Genomic DNA, 23,127 nt, shown 5'->3' with positions numbered 1-23,127 from the left:
GTCAGCGCAGTCGCGCTACGGGAAGACGGGCTCGCCGTCGCCCTCGCCCTCTCCCTCGCCGCCGCCCTCGGCGGGACCGGTCGAGATCACGAGGCCGATGTAGGCGCCCTCCTCGACGGTTGTGCCGGGCGGCGGGTCCGAGCTGATGACCTGTCCGGCGGCGATGATGTCCGAGGCCTCCTCGGACGTCTGGTCACAGGTGATCTTCGCACCGGTACAGGCGACCTGGGCCTCGTCGAGCGTCTTGCCGACGAGATCGTTGGGCACCTGCGTCTCCGTGGGCTCCGGCGCCACCGCGAGGAAGATGGTGACCGCCTGCCCCTGCGGCACGTCACCCGCCTCAGGGTCGGTGCGCACGACGGTACCCGGCGGGTACTCCTCGGACTCCTCCTCGTCCCACTCGATGGTGCCGAGGCCGAGGTTCGCGAGCTGGGCGGTGGCGCCTTCCTTGGTCTGGCCGACGACGTTCGGGAGCGTGGTGTTGCCCGTCGAGAGGTACAGGACGACCTCGTCGCCCTCCTGCGCGGGCTGGCCTGCACCCGGCTCGCTCTTGGTCACGTTGCCCTCTGCGATGTTCGGGCTGTTCTCTGTCTGGGAAGTGCCGACGGTGAGGTTGAGCTCCTCGAGCTCGGCACGAGCGTCGGCCTCGGACAGGTTCTTCAGCTCGGGGACCGTGACCTGGCCCGGCGCGCCGGCGACGTAGACGGTGACCGTCGAGTCGGGTTCGACCTTCGTGTTCGCTGCGGGGTCGGTCTCCCCGGTCGTCCGGCCCTCGTCGAGGTCGGAGTCCTGGTCGATGGCCTGCTCGAACGTCAGTCCGGCCGCCTCGATCTGGGCCCTTGCGTCCTCGGCGGTCAGGCCCTCCGCGATGGTCGGCACGGAGACCGTCGTCGGCGCGCGGTTGTTGTTCGCGTTCTCCACCGCCATCGCGATAGCGATGGCCGCGACCGCCGCCAGGGCGATCCCGAGCAGCCACCACATGAGGGCCTTGCTCTTCTTCTCGGGTTCCTGCTGATCGCGCGTCGGCTGGCCGGGGTATCCCCCGCCGGGCGTGACCGGGCTCTGCTGCGCCGTCGCCGGGCCCCAGCTCGGGGTCGGCGACATGACCTGCGTGGCGCCGTATGCGGGCTGGCCCGCGACCTGCGTCGCACCCATCATGGCGCCCACCATCGGCGCGCTGATCTGGCCGCCGCGCATCGCGGACTCCAGGTCGCGCCGGAACTCGGCGGCGGTGCTGTACCGCTGCTCGCGGTCCTTCGTCAGTGCCTTGAGCGTGATGCGGTCCAGCACGTCGGGGACGTCCGTGGCGACCTCGGACGGCCGCTGCGGCTCCTGGCCCACGTGCTGGTACGCGACGGCCACGGGCGAGTCGCCCTGGAACGGCGGACGGCCGGTGAGGAGCTCGAACAGCATGCAGCCGGTCGAGTACAGGTCGGAGCGCGTGTCGACCTGCTCGCCGCGGGCCTGCTCGGGGGAAAGGTACTGCGCGGTGCCGATGACGGCGTTCGTCTGCGTCATCGTCGCGGCGGAGTCGGCCATGGCCCGGGCGATGCCGAAGTCCATCACCTTGACCGCACCCGTGGGCGTGATCATGACGTTGGCGGGCTTGATGTCGCGGTGCACGATGCCCGCGTGGTGCGAGTACTCCAGCGCGCTCAGCACGCCGACGGTGATCTCGACGGCCTCCTCGATGGGCACCGCCGCGCCGTCGGTCAGGATGTCGCGGACCGTGTGGCCCTCCACGTACTCCATGACGATGAACGGGACGTGCACGTCCTCGCCGGCGGCGTTCTGGTGGATGTCCTCGCCCGTGTCGTACACGGCGACGACAGCAGGGTGGTTCAGCGCGGCGGCGGACTGCGCCTCGCGCCGGAAGCGCACCAGGAAGGACGGATCACGAGCGAGGTCGGAACGCAGCACCTTGATCGCGACGGTACGACCGAGACGGGTGTCGTGGCCGATGTGGACCTCGGCCATGCCGCCACGGCCGACAAGCTCGCCGACCTCGTAACGGCCGGCGAGTACGCGGGGCGTGTTCTCCACCACTCATACGTCCTTAGATGTCATGGCCGTCTGCCTCAGGGCGTACGACTCGTTGAAAAACATCATCCCAGAAGCGGCTGCTGAGGCGGCTACCGGGGGATTCAGCGTTTCGCCGTGGATTTCGGAGGAACCCGACGGCTCCTGCAGAGCGCTGTTGTCGCCGCCTCCGGAGACCAGCGTGATGATGAGGACCACCAGGAGCACTGCGACGAGTGCGACGAGCGGCCAGGATACGCGGACCCCTATGCGGTCCTCGATCCCGCCCAGCCACCGCTGGATGTCCGACGACAGACTTCGTCTCTTCCCAGGGTGCCCCCCGGACCGGCCCTGCTGGGGGACCCTCCGCCCGTCCTGGCGTGTCGAGTGCAGATCGCGACGTGACGGGTAGGACCGCCCGCCGTTCCCTGCGCCGTTGCCGATCGACGGCGGCGGGACGTAGCCCGAACCGTGTGGTCGACCGTAGGCGTCGGTCCCGTACGTGCCCGACGTGGTGCCGTAGCCCGCGGAGTCCGCGCCGTATCCGGCGGAGTCCGTGCCGTACTGCCCCGAGCCCGGGCCGCCGGCGGGAGTGCCCGGCGCGGGCGAGTAGGGGCGCCCGTAGGCGTCCGTCCCGTGCGTGCCCGACGTCGTGCCGTATCCGGCCGAGTCGGAACCGTGGGCTCCCGAACCGAAGGGACCTGAGCCGTAACCGCCCGCGGGCGTGCCCGAGCCGTATCCGCCGGCGGGGGTGCCACGGTCCGGGCTCGGCGGCGCGGACTGCGCGTTCGTGACCGTGGTGTGCCGACCGCCGCTGGTCTGGCCGAACGGTGTCTGCCTGCGCGCGTGGGACGGACCGGGCTGCGCGCCCGCGCCGCTACGGCTGTTGCCCGACCGCTGCGGGCCCGAAGCCTGTCCGTCGCGGCGGGCCCGGCGCGCGTAGCGCGAGCTGCCGAACGGGTCCTCCGCGATCTCGGCGGCGAGCACGTCGAGGTGCCGCGCGAGCTGGTCCGCGGAGGAGATGCGCTGCGCCGGATCCTTCTCCAGCATCTGCGTGATGGTCTCGGAGAGCCCGGGGTGGACCGACGTCGGCAGGAGCGGGACCGGCGCGTTGACGTGCGCGATGGCGATGTCGACGGGCGTCCGGCCGGTGAACGGACGACGGCCCGCCGTGGCCTCGTAGGCGACCACACCGAGCGCGTAGATGTCGGACGCGCCGGTGGCCGACTGCCCCACCGCCTGCTCGGGAGACAGATACTGCGCGGTGCCCATGACCATGCCGGTGGCAGTCATGGGCACCTGGTTCTGCGCCACGGAGACACCGAAGTCGGTGATCTTCACCGTGCCGGAATGCTCCAGCAGGATGTTGCCCGGTTTCACGTCGCGGTGGACCACGCCCGCGAGGTGGGCGGCGTGCAGGCCGCGGGCCGTCTGGGCCAGGATCGGCAGAAGTCTGGCGGGTGGGAGCACCGGTTCGCGTTCGAGCAGGTCGGCGAGCGGCTCGCCCAGGACCAGCTCCATGACGAGGTAGCCGGCGCCGTTCTCCTCGCCGTAGTCGAACATCTGCGCGATGTTGGGGTGAACGAGGGTCGACGAGTTCCGGGCCTCCGTGCGCAGGCGACGAAGAAAGTCCTCGTTGCCCGTGTACTCCTCGCGGAGCACCTTCACGGCGATCTCGCGCGCGAGCTTTTCGTCGCGCGCCACCCAGACCTCGCCCATACCGCCCATGGCGATGCGCCGTACGAGCGTGTAGCGCTCACCGAGCGTCAGACCCTCGACCGGTCTCATCTCGAGATCGCCGCCTGCATGATCTGTCGGGCGATCGGCGCAGCCAGAGCGCCACCGGTGGTCTCGTTGGTGGACTGGCCCCCGTTCTCCAGCACGACCGCTACCGCCACCTGCGGGTCGTCGGTCGGGGCGAACGACGTGAACCACAGCGTGGGCGACCGCGGGTTGTCCTCGGCGGTGCCGGTCTTGCCCGCCACCTGGACGCCCTGGATCTGCGCGCCCTCGCCGGAGCCGTCGTTGACGACCTCGACCATCATCTCGGTGAGCGCGTCCGCCGTGGACGACGAGAACGGGCTCTTGTAGCGGCTCGGCTTCGTCTGGCTGACCAGCTCCAGGTCGCTGTCCCGCACGCTCTGGATGAGGTACGGCTCCATGAGGTCGCCGTCGTTCGCGACGGCGGCCGAGATCATGGCGACCTGGAGCGGCGTCATGCGAACGCTGCCCTGGCCGATGCCGGACAGCGAGATGCGAGCGGCCGAGTCGTCGTCCTCGTCGCCGCCGATGAGGCCCGGGTACGCACCGATCGTGGTCGTCATCGGGACGTCGATCGACTCGTTGAACCCGAAGTCCTTGAACATCCGCTGCATCCCGTCCTTGCCGACCTCGTTGGCCAGGTCGAGGAACGCGGTGTTGCAGGAGATCGCCAGCGCCCTCTTGAGCGTCATCTTGCCCGAGGGGTCGCAGGTCTCACCGCCGAAGTTCCCCACCTGACCGTTGGGGCCGGTCGTGCCGGGGAGCTGGTAGACGACCTCCGCAGGGATCTCGGAGTCGGGGGTCACGCCGTTGTACTCGATCGCGGCGGCCGAGGTGAGCAGCTTGAACGCGGAGCCGGGCGGGTACGTGGCGTTGATGGTGCGGTTGATCGTCGGCCCGTAGGTGCTGCGGCGCACCTCGCCGTCCTCGGAGTTGACCCGCGGCTTCTGGTTCAGGAGCTCGTTGTAGGCAGCGGTCGCGTCACCGGCGCTGTGCACCGCGATGGAGTTCGGGTCGAACGACGGCTTGGAGACCATCGCGAGGATGGCGCCGGTCTTCGGGTCCAGGGCCACGGCCGCGCCGGTGTAGTCCCCGAGGGCGTCCCAGGCGGCCTGCTGGACCTTGGGGTCGATGGTGAGCTCGACGGAAGAACCCTGCGCCTCCTCACCGGTGATGAGGTTCTGCAGCCGGTCGAGCCAGAGCGAGTCGTCCTCGCCGCCGAGGTACCCGTTCGCGAAGCGCTCGAGCCCCGTGTAGGTGCCGGTGACCGCGAAGAAGCCGGTCAGCGGCGCGTAGACGCTGGCAGCGCCCGCGTCCCCGCCCGAGTAGACGCGCTGGTACTTGTAGTCGTCGTCGACCTCCTCGGACGTCACGATCGGCTCGCCGCCCACGACGATCGGCCCGCGGTCGCGGCCCAGCTCGCTGTAGATGTTGCGGAAGTTGCGCGGATCCTCGTTCAGCTCGCCGGCGGTGACGAACTGGATCCAGGTCGTCGAGACCATGAGGGCCAGGAACATGGCCATCGCGACGGTCGAGAGGCGACGCAGGGTCGTGTTCACCGCTCCACCCCCCGGACGATCTGGGTCGCGTCGTCGGGCGTCGCACCTCGGCCGGCGCCGGCCTCGGTGCCCGCCTGGACAGGGCCCACGCCGGGGCCGCCCACCTCGATGGCGTCGCCGCCCACCAGTGCGGGCACCGGGTCGGCCAGCGCGCCGCGGGTGGGCAGGGCCGAGGGGCGTCGAGCGGCGTCGGAGATGCGCAGCATGAGGGCGATGACTATCCAGTTCGCGAGCAGGGAGGATCCGCCCTGCGCCATGAACGGCAGGGTCAGGCCGGTGAGCGGGATGATGCGGGTGATGCCGCCCACCACCACGAAGAGCTGCAGCGCCATGACGAACGCGAGGCCGCCCGCGAGCAGCTTGCCGAATCCGTCGCGCACACCGACCGCGTGGCGCAGGCCGCGCTGGACGATGACCAGGTAGATCAGCAGGAGCGCCAGCAGCCCGGTGAGCCCGAGCTCCTCGCCGAGCGCCGCGTAGATGAAGTCGGAGAAGGCGAACGGCACCCGGTCCGAGTAGCCCTCGCCCCAGCCCGCTCCGAACATGCCGCCGTGTGCCATGCCGAACATGCCCTGGACGATCTGGTACGAGCTGCCGAACTTGCGGTCGTACAGCTCCGGGTTGAGCGGGTCGAGCCAGACGTCCACGCGGGCCTGTACGTGGCTGAAGAACGACCAGGCGACGAGGGCGCCCCCGGCGAACATGGTGAGGCCGATGACGATCCAGCCCACCCGGTCGGTGGCGAGGTACAGCATGCCGACGAACAGGCCGAAGAACAGGAGCGACGTCCCGAGGTCCTTCTCGCCGATGAGGACCGCGAGCGACACGGCCCAGACGATCAGGATCGGGCCCAGGTCGCGCAGCCGGGGCAGCTGCAGGCCCAGGAACTTCTTGCCGGCCAGGGCCAGGGTGTCCCTGTTCGCGACCAGATAGCCGGCAAAGAACACCGCGAAGGCGATCTTGGCGAACTCGGCAGGCTGCAGCGAGAACGGGCCGATGAAGATCCAGATCTGGGCGCCGTTGATCTCCTTGCCAAGCCCGGGGACCAGTGGGAGGACCACCAGGACGACGCCCACGACCATCGCGGTGTAGGTAAGGCGACGCAGGCTCCGGTGGTCCCGGATGACGAAGATGATGACGCAGGCGAGAAGAATGCCGATCGACGACCACATGATGTGGCGGGGTGCGTTGGCACCGACCATCATGGTCGCCGGCGACAGGTCCAGCCGCAGGACCATGGCCATGCTGACGCTGTTCAGCAGCACCACGGCCGGCAGGATCACCTGGTCCGCGTACGGTGCGCGCAGGCGCAGCACGATGTGCGTGGTGAACGCCAGCGCGGCCAGGACTATCGAGTAGGTCCAGAAACCCTCGGGCAGATCGTCCTCGAGCGCGTAGCCGACCATCCACATGCCGCCCATGCCGAGGGCCAGCGCGACGACGAGCAGGATCGCCTCCGCGATGCGGGTGGGCGCCTTCTCCTCGAGCTGGAGGCCGCTCATCCGTTCGCCTCCTGGTCGGAGTCGTTCTTGGTGGTCGACTTGGGCGTCGGTGAGGAGCTCGCGTCCGGCTCGTCGCTCGTCGAGGGGCTGGGTGACGGCGACGGAGACGGCTCGGTCTCCTCGGCGGCGTCCGCGATGAGGCGGTCGGCGCGTCCGCGGGCGTCCTCGAGCGACGTGGCCCGGATGGTCTCCTGCACCCGGTCGGCGATGAATCCGGGCAGCTCGTCGACGCGGGTGCCGGTGAGCTCGACCGGGGTCGAGAACGTCAGGGGACCTGCCGTCGCCGGGATGCCCCGGAACACGGCGACCTGGCCGTCGGACTCACCGACGTAGTACTGGGTCTGGGTCCAGCGGTAGCCGCCCCAGCCTGCCAGGGCGAGGCCCACGATCAGGAGCAGCGCTCCGAGCACGGTCAGCCAGACCCGCTTCCTCGGCGGGATCTCCTCCTCGCGGGCCTCTTCCTCGAGGTCCTCGTCGGGCTGGATGTCCGGCTGGTACTGCTCCTCGTCGGGGGCGCCGGCGATCATGGCCTGCTCGAGGGTGTCGGCGAGGTCGTCGCGCGCCGCGTCGTCGGGCAGGACACCGACGGAGATCGGCGCGGGTGCGGGCTGGCCGCCCGACGGGACCGTGGACCGGGTGAAGCTGGTCACCGTGTCGCCGTCGATGCCGGAGCCTGAGGCGGGCAGGGCGGTCGGGGACGCGGGGTCGCCCGCCGCGGTCACGCCGGCGAGCGCGGCCGAGCCGACGATCTCCGGTGTGACGGTGGCTGCGGTGGTGGCCGCCGCGGCGTCGTCCAGGACGTCGGCCACGACGACGGTGATGTTGTCGGTGCTGCCCGCGCGCATGGACATCGAGACGAGCCGCTCGACGGCGTCCTGCGGGGTGGCGACCGAGATGAGGACCTCGGCGATCTCGCTGTCGGGCACGAAGCCGGACAGGCCGTCGGAGCAGAGCATCCAGCGGTCGCCGGGCACCGCCTCGCGGATCGAGAGGTCGGGCGTGAGGTCGAGGTCGAAGTCGCCGAGCACCCGCATGACGACGTTGCGCTGCGGGTGGGTCTCGGCCTCGTCGGGCGTGATGCGGCCCGTGTCGACCAGGTGCTGCACGAACGTGTGGTCGACAGTGACCTGGGCCAGGGTGCCGTCGCGCAGCAGGTACGCACGCGAGTCGCCGAGGTGTGCCATGGCCAGCGTGTTGCCGGACTTCAGCAGCGCTGTGACGGTGGTGCCCATGCCGGCCAGGTCCGGGTCGGCCGTCGTCGCGTCGACGAGGTCCTGCCTGGCGCGGTCGATCGAGCGTTCCAGCTCGGACATCGACTGGTCGGAGCTGTGGTCGGGCCGGTCGAGGGCCACGAGGGCCGCGATGGTCAGCGCGGACGCGACGTCGCCGCCCGCGTGCCCGCCCATCCCGTCGGCCACGACGAGGAGGTTGGGGCCCGCGTAGGCGGAGTCCTGGTTGTTGGAGCGGACGAGGCCGACGTCGGAGCGCGCGGCATACCGCAAGGTCACGGTCACGTGATGGTCATCCCTGGAGCTCGACGACGGACTGTCCGATCTGCACACCCACACCGGGGGCGAGCGGCAGGACACCCTGCACCCGCTCCTCGCCGATGTACGTGCCGTTCGTGGAGCCGAGGTCCTCCACGAACCACTGGCCGCCCTGGGGGAAGATCCGTGCGTGACGGGACGACGAGTAGTCGTCGTCGAGCACGAGCGTGCAGCTCGGCGCGCGCCCGATCAGCACGCCGGACGAGGTGAGCGGGATGGTGGTCCCCGTGAGCGGGCCTGCCACCACGACGAGCCGCGAAGGGCCGCCGCGCTGAGGAGCGCGGGGCGCGCCACCGGCCGGGGTCGGCGTCGGGGCCGGCCCCGCGAGCTCCGGCCGGCGCCGTCGGCCGCTGGGCGTACGTGGTCCTGCCAGGTCGCGCCGGAGCACGGCGACGGCGGAGAGCACGAACACCCACAGCAGCACGAGGTAGCCCAGCCGAAGCAGGGTGAACGTCAGCTCGCTCATGTCGGGTTTTTCACCAGTCCTCGTTGTCTGCACCGGAAGCACTGCCGGTCCAGAACATGATGCGGGTACGGCCGATGGTCATGGTGTTGCCATCGAGCAGGGTCGCCGCCGGGACCTGGTGGCCCTCGACGTACAGGCCGTTGGTCGAGCCCATGTCGGTCGCGACGACGCCGTCCGGCGTCACGCGGATCTCGAGGTGACGGCGGGAGACTCCCGGGTCGTCCACGACGATGTCCGCCTCGGCGTCACGCCCGATCACGGTCACCGGTCCGGTGAGCAGGTACCGCTGACCATCGATGTCGATCAAGGGGTGCCGGCCGGTCGGCGCGCCGGACGTCGCCGGAGCGACGCTTCCCTGCACGCTGCGCGACCGCACTGTGAAGCGGCCGGGCACCAGCTCGTACTGCTCGTCGAACGTCACGCTCACGGGGCCCACGAACGCATAGTGCTGCGTCGCCGCGTACGCCGTGATGTTGGACGCGAGCTCGTCGGCGAGGGTCTGTGCACCCCACGCCTCGATCTGGGCGAAGTCGTCGGGAGCGAGCTCGATGGTGAACTCGTTCGGGGCAACGGTACGGTCACGTCCGACGACCGCGGCACGGTCGTCCAGCTCGCGACGAAGCCTGCTCGCCAGTTCGACGGGCTTCACCTCGCCACGTCCCACCTTGGCGAACGCGTTGTTCATCATGCGCTCCACGCTCTTCTCGAAGCGGTCCAGGGCGCCCATGCCACCTCCTTCCGGGTCTGCGCCGGGCAGACTACCTAGATCGTATAGACCGGTCGGTCCCCGCAGACTCCATTACTGTGGATGTCCTGCGGATCTTCTCCGATCTTCCCTCAGGTGGCGCGGTGAAGAGAGGCGTGGGCGGATCCGCACGCTACCGGACCTGCGGCAGGACGTGAACCACTTCACGCTTATTGGATTCGGAGACGACGTCCGTGCCGTGCTAGCCTCTCATCCAGCAGCGCGCGAGTGGCGGAATAGGCAGACGCGCACGGTTCAGGTCCGTGTGCCCGAAAGGGCGTGGGGGTTCAACTCCCCCCTCGCGCACGTTGTTACGAAAGGCCCCGACTCATCGAGTCGGGGCCTTCGTCATGCCCGGGCTTCGGTACCAAAAAGTGATCCGATATGGGCAGTTCTACCCGCAATGTCAGGTGGCTCGGCCGGGATGGACACGGCCGAGGCGGCGACATCCGGGGATGTCACCGCCTCGGAGAGCCCTGATCCGGGGTCAGCGGATCGTCGTCGTCCGGTAGCTCGCTGCCGACTTGGTCGTGTAGCCGGCCAGGGACCCGGTCACGGTGACCGTCAGCTGCTTGCCCCGCACCCGCGTCGGGACGACGAACCGGCTGCTCGTCCGCGTCGCGATCGTGACGCCGTCCGCCTTCCAGACGTACGTGACCGACGACGGCACGGGCGACCACGTCCCGCGGCTGACCGTCAGTGTCGACCCGACCCGCATCGTCCCGCTGATCGTGGGCCGTGGTGCCGTGAAGGTCCCCGCGGCGACGATCGACGTCGCAGGGCTCGTCACCGACTTCTTCGTGTACCCGGCGCGGGAGCCGACGACTGTGACGGTCAGACGCTTCCCCTTCGCCGAGGCCGGCACCACGAACGCGCTCGACGTCTGGGTCGAGATGGTCACCCCGTTCGCCTTCCACACGTATTCCACGGACGACGGCGTCGGCGACCACGTCCCGCGGGTCACCGTCAGCGTGCGGCCCACCTGTGCCGTGCCCTTGATCGCCGGCTGCGGAGCCGTGAAGGTCCCGGTCGCGACGGTGGGGGCGCTGGTGGCCGACGACTCGTAGTACTGCTTGAGGCCGGTGACCGTCACCGTGATCCCCTTGCCCCCCGCTGACGTCGGGACGGTGAACGTGCTCGACGTAGCGCCCGTGACGGCTACGCCGTCGACCTTCCACACGTAGCGGTAGCTGGTGGGCGTGGGCGACCAGGTGCCTGGTACCGCGGTCAGCGTCGAGCCGACCTTCGCGGTTCCGGTGATCGTCGGAGTGGCTGTCGTGAACGATGCCGGCTTGACGGTGACCGTCCGCTCGAGACGGGAGTCGAGGAAGCCTCCATCCGCCTGGAATTTCAGGACCATCGGATAGGTGCCGGGAACCAGCTCGTCCTCGTCGCCCGTCCTGATCCAGCCATGACCGGTCCCGTCGAGCCGCGCGCCGTATCCGAACGCGAAAGGCGCAAGGTCGTCGAGGTAGAGCCTGGCGACCCCCGCAGGGACGAGCGAGTCGGACCGCACGTCGACGCCGATGGAGTCAGGCATCTGTCCGTAGTGCCAGGACGACGGGAGGTCGCTCTCGACATGCGTCGCAGGCATGCCGAGGACAACGACCTCTCCGCTCCATGATGCCGAGTCGGCTTCGCCCCAGCCTTCAAAGGTGAACCGGCCTGTGTACGTTCCCGGCTCGAGCTCGAGCTCGAAGTCACGCATGCACGCCGTGATCAGCCTGCCGTTCTGGGAGGGAAGGTAGAAGTCGTGGGACTGGCCCGGATCGCCGTCCACGCTGATCGTGACTGAGTTATTCGCCTCCCACCAGAGGGGTGATCCGTCTTCCGTGACGAGCCTGAAACAGAGCGTGTCGTAAGAGCCCTGGCGCCAGGTGGTCGGACCCGAGATGGTCAGCACGACCGGGCTGGGTTCGGCGAAGTCGAGCAAGGTCTCGACGGTGGTCGTGACGTAGGGCGAGCTGACAAAGGCAACGGCCGCCGTGTGGGTTCCGATCTGCTCGTGCTCGTCCTGCATCCAGGTGATCACTGCGGAATCGGGCCACAGATTCTCCGGTTCGAGCGTGTGCTCCTGACCATCGGGTCCCCGCACCGTGGTCTCCGCTCGACCGCTGACCGGTGTCCCGTCCGTAAGAGTGGCGCTCACCTCGAGGTTGAGGTTATCCGTGACACGCAACGGACGGTCCGCTGGCAATGCCGGCTCCACGGACACCTCAACCGGGACAGGGTCACCGACCATGATCGCCCAGTGCGGTTCGCTGCTGTAGTGGCCGCTGGTGACGGCCGAGAAGACATCCCGGCCGGAAGGGAGCACAGGCGGTGCCGAGTCATCGCTGCTGAGACCCCAGCTGAGGACTGTTCCGTTGTCGAGGGCAGCGGCACCGTCGCCGTCGCCCATCGTGGTGAGTGAGATGATCGAGCGTCCCGTCGGCGCGACCGCGAGCTGCCCTGCTTCCATCGAGATCACCCGACCATCCGCAGTGGCGGCGATCGCCTCGCTCTGACCCATCTGGATGCCGACGAACCGCGTCCCGGCCGGTGGTTCGATCACCGTCGCACTGGACCCATCGACACCGGCTGCGCAATACACGAGCGCGCCGTCGCTCCGGAGCGCGACCCAGCGCGTGTAGCTGTCTCCGGCGGAGACAGCTGTGTAGCGCAACCCCGCACCCGGATCACGCGCCTCGGGGCATCTCACGTTCGTCGAGGAACTGAGCACACCGTCTGACCGTAGCGCGAGGTCAGAGGAGATGGCCGTGTACGTCAAGCCCTCGGGAGGCGTCATCACGATCCGGCCGGCCGAGTCGACTACGACTCCGTCCGAGCGGAGCACTCTCCCACTCCCGAACCCCGCTGTCGACACTGCCGTATACCTCGTGTTCGGTGGAGCAGGCAGGTGATGCGTCAATTCATCGGACCCGCTGTACCGATGCAAATCGACGTGGCCGTCGCTCCGGAGCACCAGAAGGGCAAAGGAGTCAGCAGCGATTGCCGTGGCATACACACCGTCCGGGAGCGCCCCAGGCGCGTTGCTGCCGCCGAGGTCGCCCCACCCGGCCACCTGCCCGCCGTGCGGGCTCGGCATCCCCTCCTGGATGAAGGTGGGGTCAAGGGTCTCGGCGGCAACCGCGGCCACCGGGCTCGCCGGCGCCGGCGCGGCCTGGGCAGGCGCGGCACCGGCGGTCGTCGCGGCGAGCCCGAACACGAGTCCGGAGGCCACCACCGATGCATAAGCCCGTCTGGCCGAGGGAAGGAACCGCCGAAAGTCTGAGGTCGACATCGAGCACTCCAGCAGTAGCCGCGCACCACGCGCGGAACGACAAGTCGCGCGACTCTATCCGGCGCAACACCCGCAATTCCGCCGAAATCTGGCCTCCCGCCGTTTATCACCCGGCGAGGCGCCAGCACGCCCGGCGGCATCAGCGAGCCTCGCGGCTCAGGCTGTTCGGGAGATCTCCAGCCGGACCGGTTGCCCGACGGCGGCGGCCCGTCCCGGCGGGAAGCGCCCGTCCACCCCCGAAATCACGGACCCCAGCACGCTCGGGTGCCGTGTGCCCGTCGCCCCCGGCAGCACCCCGGGCAGGCCGTACCAGGTGTGCCAGCCCAGCACCGCGAACGCCAGCGCCTCCTTCGCCTGGCTCGGCACACCCAGTTCGTCGGACGTGCGGACGGTGACGCCGGGCAGCTCCGCCCGGAGTGCGGCCATCAGAGCCGGGTTGCGGGTGCCGCCACCCGAAGCGACGACCTCGGTGGCGGTATGCCGGACGGCGTCCGCCACGGTGCGGGCGGTGAGCGCGACGAGGGTGGCGAGCAGGTCCTCCGGCGTCGGCGGTGTGGGGCCGAGGCGAGCCAGCAGGTAGTCGAGGTGGAACAGCTCCTTGCCCGTCGACTTCGGCGCCTGGCGCGCGTAGTAGGGCTCGTCGAGCAGGCGTGCGAGGAGGTCAGGGAGCACCTGCCCGCGGGCGGCGAGAGCGCCGTCGACGTCGAAGGTGAGGCGGCCGTTCGTGACGTGGCGCGTGGCGGCGTCCAGCAGGGCGCAGGCCGGGCCGGTGTCGAAGGTGTGGGTCTCGACAGGCTCGACCACCGGAGGGGCAGGTTCGACCACCGGAGGGGCAGGCTCGACCGGCGGGGGAGTCGGGGGCAGCACCGTCACGTTGGCGATGCCGCCCAGGTTGAGCGCGACCGGCGAACCCGGCCGACCCGCCAGCCACAGCGCGTCGAACAAGCCGACCAGGGGAGCGCCCTGCCCACCCGCTGCGACATCGCGCGTGCGGAGGCCCGAGACGACGGGCAGCCCCGTCGCCTCGGCGATCCAGGCGGCCTCGCCGATCTGCAGGGTGCCGAGCACGCCACCGCCGTCGGGCGCCCAGTGGAAGACGGTCTGCCCGTGCGACACGACAAGGTCCGCGAGACCGGCGCAGAGCTCGGCAACCGCACGCACGGCGACGTCGGCGAAGGCCTGCCCGATCCCCGTGTCCAGCCTGCACACGGTCTCCAGCGTGGTGCGGGCCGGGGGAAGCGCCGCCACCAGTTCGGGCCGGAGAGCCGGCGGGTAGGGCACCGAGAGGTGTCCGAGCGGCGTGAGCGTCAGCGTGTCGCCCGCGAGCCGGAGCTCGCACGCGGCGGCGTCCACCGCGTCGTGGGACGTGCCGGACATGAGTCCGACCACGCGCAGAGCAGTCGATGTATCCCCAGGTGAAAACTGGTTTTCAGGCAACGACTCCACCATCAGATCGACTCCTCCGGTCGGGTTTGCGCCAGTGTTAGCCCCTTGGTCCCACTTTGCGTCACAATCTCCACCATGCTTGACGTCTCGATCGCCCCAGCTCCGGCGCCGGACGCGCCGTTCGAGGACCACATCGAATGGGCGCGCAACGCCCCTGCGACTCCTTCGACCCCCGCGGCGCTGTTCACCGACGGGCTTGCCGAAACCCCCGTCGGCGACCGTCTCACGATCGACGCACCGGAGTGGGACTACCCTGCCCTCGCTCGCGAGGTCGTGCTCAGGTCCCGGGGTGCCGTGCTTGACATCGGCACCGGCAACGGCGACTTCTTCGCGGGCCTCGGCCCGCTTCCGAGGGGTTCGGCCGCCACGGAGACCGGCCCCGCCTTCCTCACCGCTCGACGCCGTCTGGAACCGCTCGGCGTCGACGTACGCCGGGCGGAGCCGTCCTGGAACGGCGACATGCTGCTGCCCTTCTTCGACGGCCAGTACAGCGTGGTGCTCAGCCGGTTCAGCACCATCGACCCCGACGAGGTGGGTCGTGTGCTGGAGCCCGGCGGTACGTTCCTCACCGAGCAGGTGGACACGCGCGACGGGATAGTCCTCAACCGGGCACTCGGCGTGCCGCTCGGCTGGGACCCGGACGCCGTCACCGTCGACGTGGTCTCGGACGGGCTCGTCGCCTCCGGGCTGGAGATCGTCGAGGCCAAGGAGTACGCCGGCACCCGCACGTTCACCGACCTGTCCTCCGTGCTCTGGTACCTGCGGAGCGCGGCGTGGCAGGTCCCGGACCTCGCCGCCCTCAGCGCGTCCGCCGTCGCGCGGCACGAGGCAGGGCTGCGTGCGCTGCACATGCACTTCGCGACGGGCAACGTGCTCGTCGACGAGGCCCCGCGCATCCTGGTCACGGCCCGCCGCCCGTTCTGACGCGGGACGCCGATCGAGCCGGCCGGGGCCCACGTCTCGGCCGGCCGTGGCTAGCCGTGACCGGCAGGGCAGCAGGTGAACCAGAGGGTGAACTCCGACGGAGTTCCGCCGATCTCCGGCAGATATTGCTTCTCGGCGGCACACGCGACGCGCTACGTTCGCGGCGCCCGGGACCGACGACGGATCCGGTGCCCCGTCCTGTCACAAGTCGCGAAGGACCCATGAACCCCACACCCCTCGGTGACACCCACCGTGCGCTCGCTGGATCCCCTCTGAGCATCGCTCGGCGATGGCGCGCCCAAGCCTCGCTAGCCGCAATCACCCTGGCCGCCACGTCCCTCGTCGCGGTGCCCGCGTCCGCCGCGGAGACGGCCGACGCGCCCGTCTTCACCGGGATCGCCAAGATCTACGGTCGCGGGGCGGTGGACACCGTGCTCACCTTCGACGAGAGGGCCGGTGCCTGGTCGCCCGAGCCCGAGAGCCGCGCCTACACGTGGCACCTCAGCGACGACGCGCTGCTCGATGCCTCCGACGTCCTCATCGAGGGCGCGACCGACGCGACCCTCACCCCGTTGCCCGAACACCTGGGCAAGTACGTGATCGGCACGGTCGTCGCGACCGCGGCCGGCGCCACGAGCGAGCCCGTCACTGCGGCCACCTTCGAACCCGTGACCCCTGGCCAGCTGGTCGCGGGTCATGTGCGCATCCTGGGCACGGTTCAGGTCGACTCCTTGCTCACCGCCGACCCAGGCACCTGGCCGGAGGGTACGGCCCTTGCCTACCGATGGGTCATCAACGACAGGGTGGTCGCCAGAACGCCCACGTTCACCCCGCTGGCGACCCAGGAGACGAAGCTCCTGCGACTCTCGGTGGAAGTGTCGAAGGAGGGTTACTACACGCAGACCGGCCAGAGCTCGATCGAGCAGATCGTGAAGGCCACCCTCACCACCACGACGCCCCAGATCGACGGCACGGTGGTTGTCGGCGGCCGCGTCAGCGCCACCACCGGCCACTTCTCCCCCGAGGCGACAACCCTGAAATACCAGTGGAGGGCGAACGGGGAGCTGATCCCTGGCGCGACCAGCCGCAGCTACCGGATCCAGCCCGGACTGCACGGTGACAAGCTCACGGTCACGGTGAAGGGCGACAGGCCCGGCTACAACCCGAAGAGCGTCATGTCGGCGGCCTCCGTCGTCGCTCGACCGTTCGGTCGGGCACCCCACCCGATCATCAGCGGCACGCCCCGCGTCGGGCAGACCCTGACCGCTCACCGCGGCACCTGGTCGCCCACCCCCTCCGTGACCACCTATCAGTGGCTGGCCGAGGGCCGGCCGATCACGGGCGCCACGAGCCGCACCTACCAGCTCACGCGTGCCGAGCACGGCAAGAACATCTCCGTCGAGATCGTCGGCAGCAGGTACGCGTACCTGCCGACCACGCGCCGTAGCGCCGCCACCACCACGGTGGGGTGGGCGGTCACCACCGCCGACCAGGCGCGGGCACAGCTCACCGACTGATGCCGAGCAGGCTCGTCACCGCCTCCGCCATCGCCTCCGGTGGCACGTCCGTCCCGTGCCCGGGCAGGGTCACCCGACGTGCCGCCGGCAGCACCGCCGCCAGCGACTGTGCGGCGCGCTTGACGGAGGCGGCGCTCGCGGCGCCGTCCACCACGAGGACCCGCTGGGTGACCTGGTGCCACCGGCCCATGAGGGCTCGGTGGCCCAGGGTGATGCCCGCGAGGATCCGGCCGTCATAGGCGATGGTCGGGGCGATCGCCTCGAGGCCGGCCCACGAGGGCGACTCCCGCATCCGTGGCACGAGCCCGCACGGCATGCCGACCACGTCGAGGAACAGCTCGACGGCGCTGCCGGGGTCGCCCACCTCGACGCAGATCTCGACCCCGGCGATCATCCGCGGGTCGGCGGGCGGCTCGCCGCTCGCGACGTCGTACGTCGGCTCGTAGCAGAGCACACCCGTGACGCCTGCCCCCAGGTCAGCCGCCGCGCGCAGCGCGAGGAACGCGCCGGAGGAGATACCGAGCAGCGCGGCCGGACCCGTGACCTCCAGCAGAGCGGCGATGTCGTCGATCTCCCGGTCCACGCTGTACGGGGGGGTGTCCCCGCTCCCCCCACGCCCGCGCCGGTCGTAGCGCAGCGTCGTCGCCCGGTCGCCCAGGACGGACGCCACGGCGAGCGAGATGGGCAGGCGGTGGGCGAGCACACCGTCGACCACCACTATCGCGGGCACCAGACCGGGGGTCGGTCCGGTCAGGTCGTACGCGATGCGGGTGCCGTCTGCCGACGTCGTGAAGGAGTCGACGGTGGTGGTCGTCATGCAGGGCAGACGGATCAGCGCCCCAAAAGTCGTCGCTCCGACGGATGCTCGAGGCTATCGATCTCACGCTGATTTTCGCCGCGAGGAAAAAACCTGGGCGCCCGCCGCCCCGAGGCGTAAGTTCGTGGGCACATGAGAAAAGGAGGTGATCCGAGCAGTGATTTCACATCGGACCCATGAGGTGGTCGCGCGCTAGTCGCGTGACGCGCAAGCGTTTCGCGCCGACGCCGGTCGGGGGCTCAGCACGGGGCCTTCCTGATCTGCCAGGCGCAACGGGACAAGGTGGCGAATTTCTCGCGACCACCGGAGCCCGCGGGTGCCGTGCCCTCGTCCAGCACGGCTGACGCAAGTCACCCCGCGGGCTTTCCCGCGCCTCCGGCCGGGGAGAATGCTCGCGTGACTGCCTACCGCGTGATGACTGTCTGCACGGGAAACATCTGCAGGTCCCCGATGGCCGAGATCGTGCTCCGTGATCGTTTCGAGGCCGCGGGCCTCGGTGACTCCGTGGTCGTCGACTCCTCCGGCGTGAGCGACGAGGAGCACGGCAACCCGGTGGACCGACGGGCCCGCACGGTCCTGGCCGAGCACGGCTACCTCACGGGCGACGGGCACCACGCGCGCCAGGTGACCGCCGCCGACGTCGCCTCGCGGGACCTGGTGCTCGCCATGACCACCCGGCACGCGCGCAGCCTGCGCGGCCTTACCGAGCAGGGCGACCCCGTGATCCGGATGTACCGCTCGTTCGACCCGGCAGCCCACGGGCTCTCGGAGAACGAGCTCGACATCGCCGACCCCTGGTACGGCGGTCCGCACGACTTCGAGGTCTGCCTCGCCCAGATCGAGGCGGCCGCGGACGGCGTCGTCGACTTCGTGCGGGCGGAGCTCGGTGTGTCGTCCGGCGCGTGACCGGCTGACGTTTCACCCCACCCCGTCCGGCCCGGTGCGGGTCTGGCGTCTACGGTGAGGGGATGACCTCCGCGTCGTCGGACCGGCTGGTCGTCCTCACCGGGGCCGACGGCCGCCTGGGTTCCAGGCTCGCCTTCCGCGTGGCAGCGGCGGGCGGTCGGCAGCGCCTGCTGGTCAGCGGCGAGGGTACGGCGCCCCGCCTGCCCGACGGCGCCCCGCTACCGGAGGCCGAGGTCGTCGCCGTCCCGTCCGACGTCGACTCCAGGATCCTGACCAGCGCGTTCGCTCACGCCTACGCAGTTTTCCTGGTGCCTGGGAAGGACCGTCCTGGGCGGGTCGGCAAGCATCGCGCGGCGATCGACGCGGCGGTGCTCGCCGGGGTTCGGCACGTGGTCTACGTGTCGTCCGTGGGCGCGAGGCCGGACGCCATCTCGTCGGCCGCCCGCGACGACTGGCTGACCGAGGAGTACCTGCGCGGCACGGACCTCAGGTGGACGATGCTGCGGATCGGCATGTTCCACCGCACCCTCACCCTCGCGGTCTACGACGAGTCGTACGGATCGACACGCAACACGGTGCTCCGGGCGCCGGCGGGAGACGGCCGGGTCGCCTCCGTGTCGCACGACGACGTGGCCGATGTCGCCACCGCGGTCCTCCTCGACGAGGACCCGAGCCACCACGCGGGCCGGATCTACCACGTGACGGGGCCGGAGGCGCTGAGTCTCGACGAGGTGGCCGGGGTGCTGTCGAGCGCCGTGGGCCGCACCGTCCGGTACGCGCCGCAGACCGTGGAACAGGCGCGTGCCCTGTTCTACCGGTCCACCGCCGGCGAGGTGGAGGACTGGATCTCGCAGTGCCAGGCGATCGAGGCGGGGGTTCTCGCGACGGTGAGCCCGGACGTCAGGCATCTGGCGGGGCGGGAGGCGCGGTCGCTCGAGGCATGGCTCGACGACTATCCGACGGAGTGGGCGCACCTGCGATTACCGTCGGTCAGATGACGGGATTACCGTCGGTGAGATGACGAGCCTCTCCCTGGGTGTGGAAGACGGAACGACGCCCGAGCAGGCGTGGGAGCCGGACGTGCTGCCGGGTTTCGAACGCCTGACGTTGCCCCTGCAGCCGGACGAGGACGAGCCCGAGGTCGTGGCGACGCTGGTGCGTCGTGCTCGGCCAGCGCCGTCCGAGTCACCGGAGGACCCGCACGGGGACGAGCCGCGCCGGGGCATCCACCGGGTAGGCGCCGACAATCCACAGGTGGCACGCCTCTGGGACGAGCTGTCCGAGCTCGGGCGGAGGCTGCACCTGGGTGGTGCGGGACGCGCACGCCCCGAAGCGCCGTCGGCGGCCGCCGACGAGCCACAGGCCGCCGTACCTGACGCCGGCGTGGACGTGCTGTACGTGCACGGCTGGCTCGACTACTTCTTCCAGACCCACCTCGCGGACTTCTGGGAGTCGCTCGGGGTCCGCTTTCATGCCCTTGACCTGCGGCGTTACGGGCGGAGCCTGCGCGAGGGACAGACCCCTGGGTACGTGCGCAGCCTGACCACCTACGACGAGGACATCGAGGCCGCGCTCACCGCCATGGGGCACGGCCGGGACGCGGCGCCCGAGCGCAAGCTGGTGCTCATGGGCCACTCCACCGGGGGTCTCACGGTCAGCCTGTGGACGGCGCACAACCAGGAGCGGGTGGCCGGGCTCGTGCTGAACTCGCCCTGGCTGGAGTTCCAGCCCCGCGAGGCGGTGCGCAAGATCATGGAGCCCGGTATCCGGGTGCAGTCCGCGCTCGTGCCGCGCAGCCAGCTCGTCAACCTGGATCGCGGCCTGTACGCCCGCGCCATCTCCGCACGGTTCGACGGGGAGTGGGACTACGACGTCGCCTGGCGACCCGACGCCGGCTGGCGCGCCACCCCGGCCTGGCTGGCGGCGATCTTCCGCGGCCAGGACCAGGTGGCGCGCGGGCTCGGCATCGAGGTGCCGGTCCTGGTGCTGCTCAGCACACGCAGCACCATCCCGACTCGGTGGAGCGAGGACATGAAGAGCACGGACTCGGTCCTGGACGTGATCGGGATCGCCCGCCGGGTGCCCGACGTCGGCTCCCTCGTCACCCTCGTCCGCATCGCCGGCGGGCTGCACGACGTGACCCTCTCCGCGGCGCCCGTACGCGAGCAGGTCTGGAGTGAGACGCGGCGCTGGTTCCGCGGCTATGTGACCGCCCGGGAATGACGTGAGGCCGCCTGTTCGTCCGGATCCTGCGGCGTCTGGCGAACGAGGAGCCGTGGTGGGACCCTGGAAAGCAGGTGCCCATACACCGCCGTCGGGCACGAGGGGCGATGCGCCATGACAACGCACCAGGAGACCCACCCCCGGGCTCGCCGGGGTGGGCCGTATCTCGTTCGCAGCGAGACCGCCGTCGGGATCGCTGCGCTGATCCTCGGGATGCTCATCTCGCAGGGAGCTGCCGAGGGGGTGACGATCGCGGGCGGTCTCGCCATGGCCGTCGGCGCGCTGTTCGGCAGGTTCGGCGCTCGCTGGGGGCGCATGGCCGTGGCGGCAGGGCTGGGCTTCGTTGCCGGTTCCGTGCCCTACTGGCTGGTGACCGCTGTGGTCATCGTGACCGCGTACGGCTTCTGACCGGTTAGCGGGCCGGTCACCAGAACTTCCACCACGGGCGGCCCTCCGACGTCGTCGGAGCGCGTCGCGGAGCTGGCGGCGGACCGGACGACGCCGTCCGCCGCGCCGCGCGTCGGGCCTGCCACCGCGCGACCTCCTCGTCCACGTCCCTGGTGGGCGTGACGACGGGCGGCCCGCCCTGGAGCTGACGCCGGGCGTCGACGACGCGCGCGTTGAAGTCCGTGACGATCTCCCGGACCCGGACCTCCATCGCCTCGAGGTCCAGCTTGTCGTCCAGCTCGGCGGCGTCCTTGCGCAGCTGGGCTGACGGCAGCAGGCCCGTGATGTTCTCGCGCTCGATCAGGCCCTTGATCCACCAGTCGGGGTCGTGCGTCCCGGTCAGGCCGGGGATCGGCTTGCCCTGCAGGGGCAGGTTGTCGAACTCGCCGCGGCGCATCGCCTGGTCGACCACCACGTCGACGTAGCGGGAGCGTTCCTCGACGGTCATGCTGCCAGGCGTCTTCTTGCCTTCGTCACCCTCGTCGGGGTCGGCGGTGCCGGGGGAGCCTGCCGGTTCCTCGGCGCTCCCGGACTCCCGGTCCACGCGGTACTGCGCGGCCCGGCGGAGAGGGTCGTTGTCTGCGTCACCGCGCGATCCCGGCGCCATGGCAGCATGTTACAACTTTCACAAGCGGCCGGGAAGAGAGACCGCGCGCCACCCGCCGAGCGGCTTCGTGGGCGATGATGGCCGCATGAAGGTCTCTCGCCGGTCTCACGTGCCCCCGTTCGCCGTCATGGAGGTGCTCGCCGCAGCGAACGCGCGACGTGCCACCGGGGCGGACGTGCTCAACCTCTGCGCGGGGGAGCCGTCCACCGGCGCGTCCGACGTCGTGCGGGACCGGGCCATCGCCATCCTGAAGGACGGCACCCTCGGTTACACCGAGGCGATGGGCGTCCCGGCCCTGCGTGCGGAGATCGCCGGCCACTACAAGCGCTGGTACGACGTCGACCTCGACCCTGCCCGCATCGCCGTCACCACGGGCTCGAGCGGCGGGTTCGTGCTCGCGTTCCTCGCGGCGTTCGACGTCGGCGACCGAGTGGCCCTCGCCCGGCCCGGCTACCCGGCCTACAAGAACATCCTCTCCGCTCTGGGCTGCGAGGTCGTGGAGCTCGACTGCGGCCCCGAGACCCGCTATCAGCCCACGGTGTCGCAGCTCAACGAGGCCTACTACGGCGGCGGGCTTGACGGCGTCATGGTCGCCTCGCCCGCGAACCCGACGGGCACGATGATCACGCCGGCCGAACTGGCTGCGATTGCCGAGTGGTGCGCCGACCACGACGTGCGGCTGATCAGCGACGAGATCTACCACGGCATCGCCTACTCGGACGAGGTGGCGCAGGCGACGGCGGCGACGTTCGTCGGCCAGGGCGCGATAGTCGTGAACTCGTTCTCGAAGTACTGGGCGATGACCGGCTGGCGGCTCGGCTGGCTGGTGCTGCCCGACGAGCTGGTCGGTCCGGTCGACGCGCTCGCGGGCAACGTCGCGCTCTCGCCGCCTGCGCTCGCGCAGCAGGCCGGTATCGCCGCGTTCACACCCGAGGGGTACGCGGCCGCGGCCGACAACGTGGCCCGGTACGCGGCGTCGCGCACCCTGCTCCTGGAGCGGCTGGGCGAGCTCGGCTGGCGCCCCGTCGCACCGGCTGACGGCGCGTTCTACCTGTACGGCAACATCGCGGAGTTCGGCCTGGACTCGGTCACCTACTGTGCTCGGCTGCTGGCCGAGGCCGACGTCGCCATTACGCCCGGTACCGACTTCGACGGGGTGCACGGCCACGAGTGGGTGCGGCTGTCGTTCGCGTCGTCGCTCGACACCGTTACCCGTGCGGTGGACCGGATCGTGGCCTGGCACAAGACGCTCTGAGCCCTGCGGCGGAATCACCCTGTGGATATCCGCCCGTCGACCGATCTGGCGCTCGCGGCCTGGCAGGATCAGCGCTGCCCGGGCTCTCCGGTGACGTCTCTTC

18 protein-coding genes and 1 tRNA gene are annotated in these 23,127 nt (G+C 70.4%); 8 read left to right on the top strand and 11 right to left on the bottom strand.

The window, feature by feature from the left end; genetic code table 11:
• Nucleotides 1–15: 15 nt before the first annotated feature.
• The 7 genes from pknB to ACNYC2_RS27860 are packed head-to-tail and all read right to left on the bottom strand — an operon-like array spanning nt 16 to nt 9,581.
• A complete protein-coding gene (pknB, locus tag ACNYC2_RS27890) occupies nt 16–2,046 on the bottom strand; it encodes a Stk1 family PASTA domain-containing Ser/Thr kinase (protein ID WP_419704854.1) in 2,031 nt (676 codons plus the stop codon).
• Nucleotides 2,047–3,807 (bottom strand): protein kinase domain-containing protein, encoded by a 1,761-nt coding sequence (locus ACNYC2_RS27885; RefSeq protein WP_419704853.1) that lies wholly within the window; start codon nt 3,805–3,807, stop codon nt 2,047–2,049.
• The gene (locus tag ACNYC2_RS27880) at nt 3,804–5,339 is read right to left on the bottom strand and encodes a peptidoglycan D,D-transpeptidase FtsI family protein (protein WP_419704852.1); all 1,536 of its coding nucleotides are present in this window, start codon (nt 5,337–5,339) and stop codon (nt 3,804–3,806) included. Before ACNYC2_RS27880 ends, ACNYC2_RS27885 begins: the two co-directional genes overlap by 4 nt.
• Complete coding sequence (locus ACNYC2_RS27875; protein ID WP_419704851.1) at nt 5,336–6,841, bottom strand: FtsW/RodA/SpoVE family cell cycle protein; 1,506 nt, start codon at nt 6,839–6,841, stop codon at nt 5,336–5,338. The genes ACNYC2_RS27880 and ACNYC2_RS27875 overlap by 4 nt, the downstream gene beginning before the upstream one ends.
• On the bottom strand, nt 6,838–8,355 hold the full coding sequence (locus tag ACNYC2_RS27870) for a PP2C family protein-serine/threonine phosphatase (RefSeq protein ID WP_419704850.1): 1,518 nt from the start codon (nt 8,353–8,355) through the stop codon (nt 6,838–6,840). Before ACNYC2_RS27870 ends, ACNYC2_RS27875 begins: the two co-directional genes overlap by 4 nt.
• A gap of 7 nt (nt 8,356–8,362) precedes the next feature.
• The gene (locus ACNYC2_RS27865; RefSeq protein WP_357448197.1) at nt 8,363–8,854 is read right to left on the bottom strand and encodes an FHA domain-containing protein FhaB/FipA; all 492 of its coding nucleotides are present in this window, start codon (nt 8,852–8,854) and stop codon (nt 8,363–8,365) included.
• A 10-nt stretch (nt 8,855–8,864) separates the two neighbouring features.
• Nucleotides 8,865–9,581 (bottom strand): FhaA domain-containing protein, encoded by a 717-nt coding sequence (locus ACNYC2_RS27860; protein WP_020017306.1) that lies wholly within the window; start codon nt 9,579–9,581, stop codon nt 8,865–8,867.
• A gap of 240 nt (nt 9,582–9,821) precedes the next feature.
• On the opposite strand from ACNYC2_RS27860, the gene ACNYC2_RS27855 reads away from it, so the two are divergent.
• Nucleotides 9,822–9,905, top strand: a tRNA-Leu gene (locus ACNYC2_RS27855).
• A gap of 181 nt (nt 9,906–10,086) precedes the next feature.
• On the opposite strand, the gene ACNYC2_RS27850 is transcribed toward ACNYC2_RS27855, so the two are convergent.
• A complete protein-coding gene (locus ACNYC2_RS27850) occupies nt 10,087–12,153 on the bottom strand; it encodes a hypothetical protein (RefSeq protein ID WP_419704849.1) in 2,067 nt (688 codons plus the stop codon).
• A gap of 885 nt (nt 12,154–13,038) precedes the next feature.
• Nucleotides 13,039–14,331 (bottom strand): anhydro-N-acetylmuramic acid kinase, encoded by a 1,293-nt coding sequence (locus ACNYC2_RS27845; RefSeq protein ID WP_419704848.1) that lies wholly within the window; start codon nt 14,329–14,331, stop codon nt 13,039–13,041.
• 72 nt (nt 14,332–14,403) lie between these two features.
• On the opposite strand from ACNYC2_RS27845, the gene ACNYC2_RS27840 reads away from it, so the two are divergent.
• Both ACNYC2_RS27840 and ACNYC2_RS27835 read left to right on the top strand, forming a co-directional pair.
• The gene (locus ACNYC2_RS27840) at nt 14,404–15,252 is read left to right on the top strand and encodes a class I SAM-dependent methyltransferase (protein ID WP_419704847.1); all 849 of its coding nucleotides are present in this window, start codon (nt 14,404–14,406) and stop codon (nt 15,250–15,252) included.
• Between the two features lie 221 nt (nt 15,253–15,473).
• Complete coding sequence (locus tag ACNYC2_RS27835) at nt 15,474–16,769, top strand: hypothetical protein (protein ID WP_419704846.1); 1,296 nt, start codon at nt 15,474–15,476, stop codon at nt 16,767–16,769.
• Here ACNYC2_RS27835 and ACNYC2_RS27830 read toward each other — a convergent pair.
• On the bottom strand, nt 16,759–17,586 hold the full coding sequence (locus tag ACNYC2_RS27830) for an alpha/beta fold hydrolase (RefSeq protein WP_419704845.1): 828 nt from the start codon (nt 17,584–17,586) through the stop codon (nt 16,759–16,761). The two genes, ACNYC2_RS27835 and ACNYC2_RS27830, sit on opposite strands and share 11 nt — an antisense overlap.
• Nucleotides 17,587–18,000: 414 nt before the next feature.
• On the opposite strand from ACNYC2_RS27830, the gene ACNYC2_RS27825 reads away from it, so the two are divergent.
• From ACNYC2_RS27825 to ACNYC2_RS27810, 4 genes are all read left to right on the top strand, one after another.
• The gene (locus ACNYC2_RS27825; RefSeq protein WP_419707917.1) at nt 18,001–18,492 is read left to right on the top strand and encodes a low molecular weight protein-tyrosine-phosphatase; all 492 of its coding nucleotides are present in this window, start codon (nt 18,001–18,003) and stop codon (nt 18,490–18,492) included.
• Between the two features lie 62 nt (nt 18,493–18,554).
• Nucleotides 18,555–19,490 (top strand): NAD(P)H-binding protein, encoded by a 936-nt coding sequence (locus ACNYC2_RS27820; protein WP_419704844.1) that lies wholly within the window; start codon nt 18,555–18,557, stop codon nt 19,488–19,490.
• Nucleotides 19,491–19,509: 19 nt separating this feature from the next.
• Nucleotides 19,510–20,715, top strand: a complete 1,206-nt coding sequence (locus ACNYC2_RS27815; RefSeq protein WP_419704843.1) for an alpha/beta hydrolase — start codon at nt 19,510–19,512, stop codon at nt 20,713–20,715.
• 114 nt (nt 20,716–20,829) lie between these two features.
• Nucleotides 20,830–21,123 carry a hypothetical protein gene (locus tag ACNYC2_RS27810; RefSeq protein ID WP_419704842.1) on the top strand — a complete coding sequence of 98 codons (294 nt, stop codon included), beginning with the start codon at nt 20,830–20,832 and terminating at the stop codon, nt 21,121–21,123.
• 16 nt (nt 21,124–21,139) lie between these two features.
• Here ACNYC2_RS27810 and ACNYC2_RS27805 read toward each other — a convergent pair whose 3' ends face one another.
• Complete coding sequence (locus ACNYC2_RS27805) at nt 21,140–21,769, bottom strand: DUF1992 domain-containing protein (RefSeq protein WP_419704841.1); 630 nt, start codon at nt 21,767–21,769, stop codon at nt 21,140–21,142.
• Between the two features lie 85 nt (nt 21,770–21,854).
• Between ACNYC2_RS27805 and ACNYC2_RS27800 the strand changes: the two genes are divergently transcribed.
• Nucleotides 21,855–23,024, top strand: a complete 1,170-nt coding sequence (locus ACNYC2_RS27800; protein ID WP_419704840.1) for a pyridoxal phosphate-dependent aminotransferase — start codon at nt 21,855–21,857, stop codon at nt 23,022–23,024.
• The last annotated feature ends 103 nt before the right edge of the window (nt 23,025–23,127 follow it).

This window comes from Promicromonospora sp. NFX87, from assembly GCF_048564965.1.
GTDB lineage: Bacteria > Actinomycetota > Actinomycetes > Actinomycetales > Cellulomonadaceae > Promicromonospora.
Note: the sequence above shows the minus strand (reverse complement) of the source record. Positions and strands in the feature narration are given on the sequence as shown.

What these genes read in the sequence shown, in the direction of transcription:
- ACNYC2_RS27820 (WP_419704844.1), top strand. Translation starts at nt 18,555, where the DNA reads ATGACCTCCGCGTCGTCGGACCGGCTGGTCGTCCTCACCGGGGCCGAC.
- ACNYC2_RS27800 (WP_419704840.1), top strand. Translation starts at nt 21,855, where the DNA reads ATGAAGGTCTCTCGCCGGTCTCACGTGCCCCCGTTCGCCGTCATGGAG.
- ACNYC2_RS27825 (WP_419707917.1), top strand. Translation starts at nt 18,001, where the DNA reads ATGACTGTCTGCACGGGAAACATCTGCAGGTCCCCGATGGCCGAGATC.
- ACNYC2_RS27815 (WP_419704843.1), top strand. Translation starts at nt 19,510, where the DNA reads ATGACGAGCCTCTCCCTGGGTGTGGAAGACGGAACGACGCCCGAGCAG.
- ACNYC2_RS27865 (WP_357448197.1), bottom strand. Translation starts at nt 8,854, where the DNA reads ATGAGCGAGCTGACGTTCACCCTGCTTCGGCTGGGCTACCTCGTGCTG.
- ACNYC2_RS27805 (WP_419704841.1), bottom strand. Translation starts at nt 21,769, where the DNA reads ATGGCGCCGGGATCGCGCGGTGACGCAGACAACGACCCTCTCCGCCGG.
- ACNYC2_RS27830 (WP_419704845.1), bottom strand. Translation starts at nt 17,586, where the DNA reads ATGACGACCACCACCGTCGACTCCTTCACGACGTCGGCAGACGGCACC.
- ACNYC2_RS27885 (WP_419704853.1), bottom strand. Translation starts at nt 3,807, where the DNA reads ATGAGACCGGTCGAGGGTCTGACGCTCGGTGAGCGCTACACGCTCGTA.
- ACNYC2_RS27860 (WP_020017306.1), bottom strand. Translation starts at nt 9,581, where the DNA reads ATGGGCGCCCTGGACCGCTTCGAGAAGAGCGTGGAGCGCATGATGAAC.
- ACNYC2_RS27845 (WP_419704848.1), bottom strand. Translation starts at nt 14,331, where the DNA reads ATGGTGGAGTCGTTGCCTGAAAACCAGTTTTCACCTGGGGATACATCG.
- ACNYC2_RS27810 (WP_419704842.1), top strand. Translation starts at nt 20,830, where the DNA reads ATGACAACGCACCAGGAGACCCACCCCCGGGCTCGCCGGGGTGGGCCG.
- ACNYC2_RS27835 (WP_419704846.1), top strand. Translation starts at nt 15,474, where the DNA reads ATGAACCCCACACCCCTCGGTGACACCCACCGTGCGCTCGCTGGATCC.
- ACNYC2_RS27875 (WP_419704851.1), bottom strand. Translation starts at nt 6,841, where the DNA reads ATGAGCGGCCTCCAGCTCGAGGAGAAGGCGCCCACCCGCATCGCGGAG.
- ACNYC2_RS27840 (WP_419704847.1), top strand. Translation starts at nt 14,404, where the DNA reads ATGCTTGACGTCTCGATCGCCCCAGCTCCGGCGCCGGACGCGCCGTTC.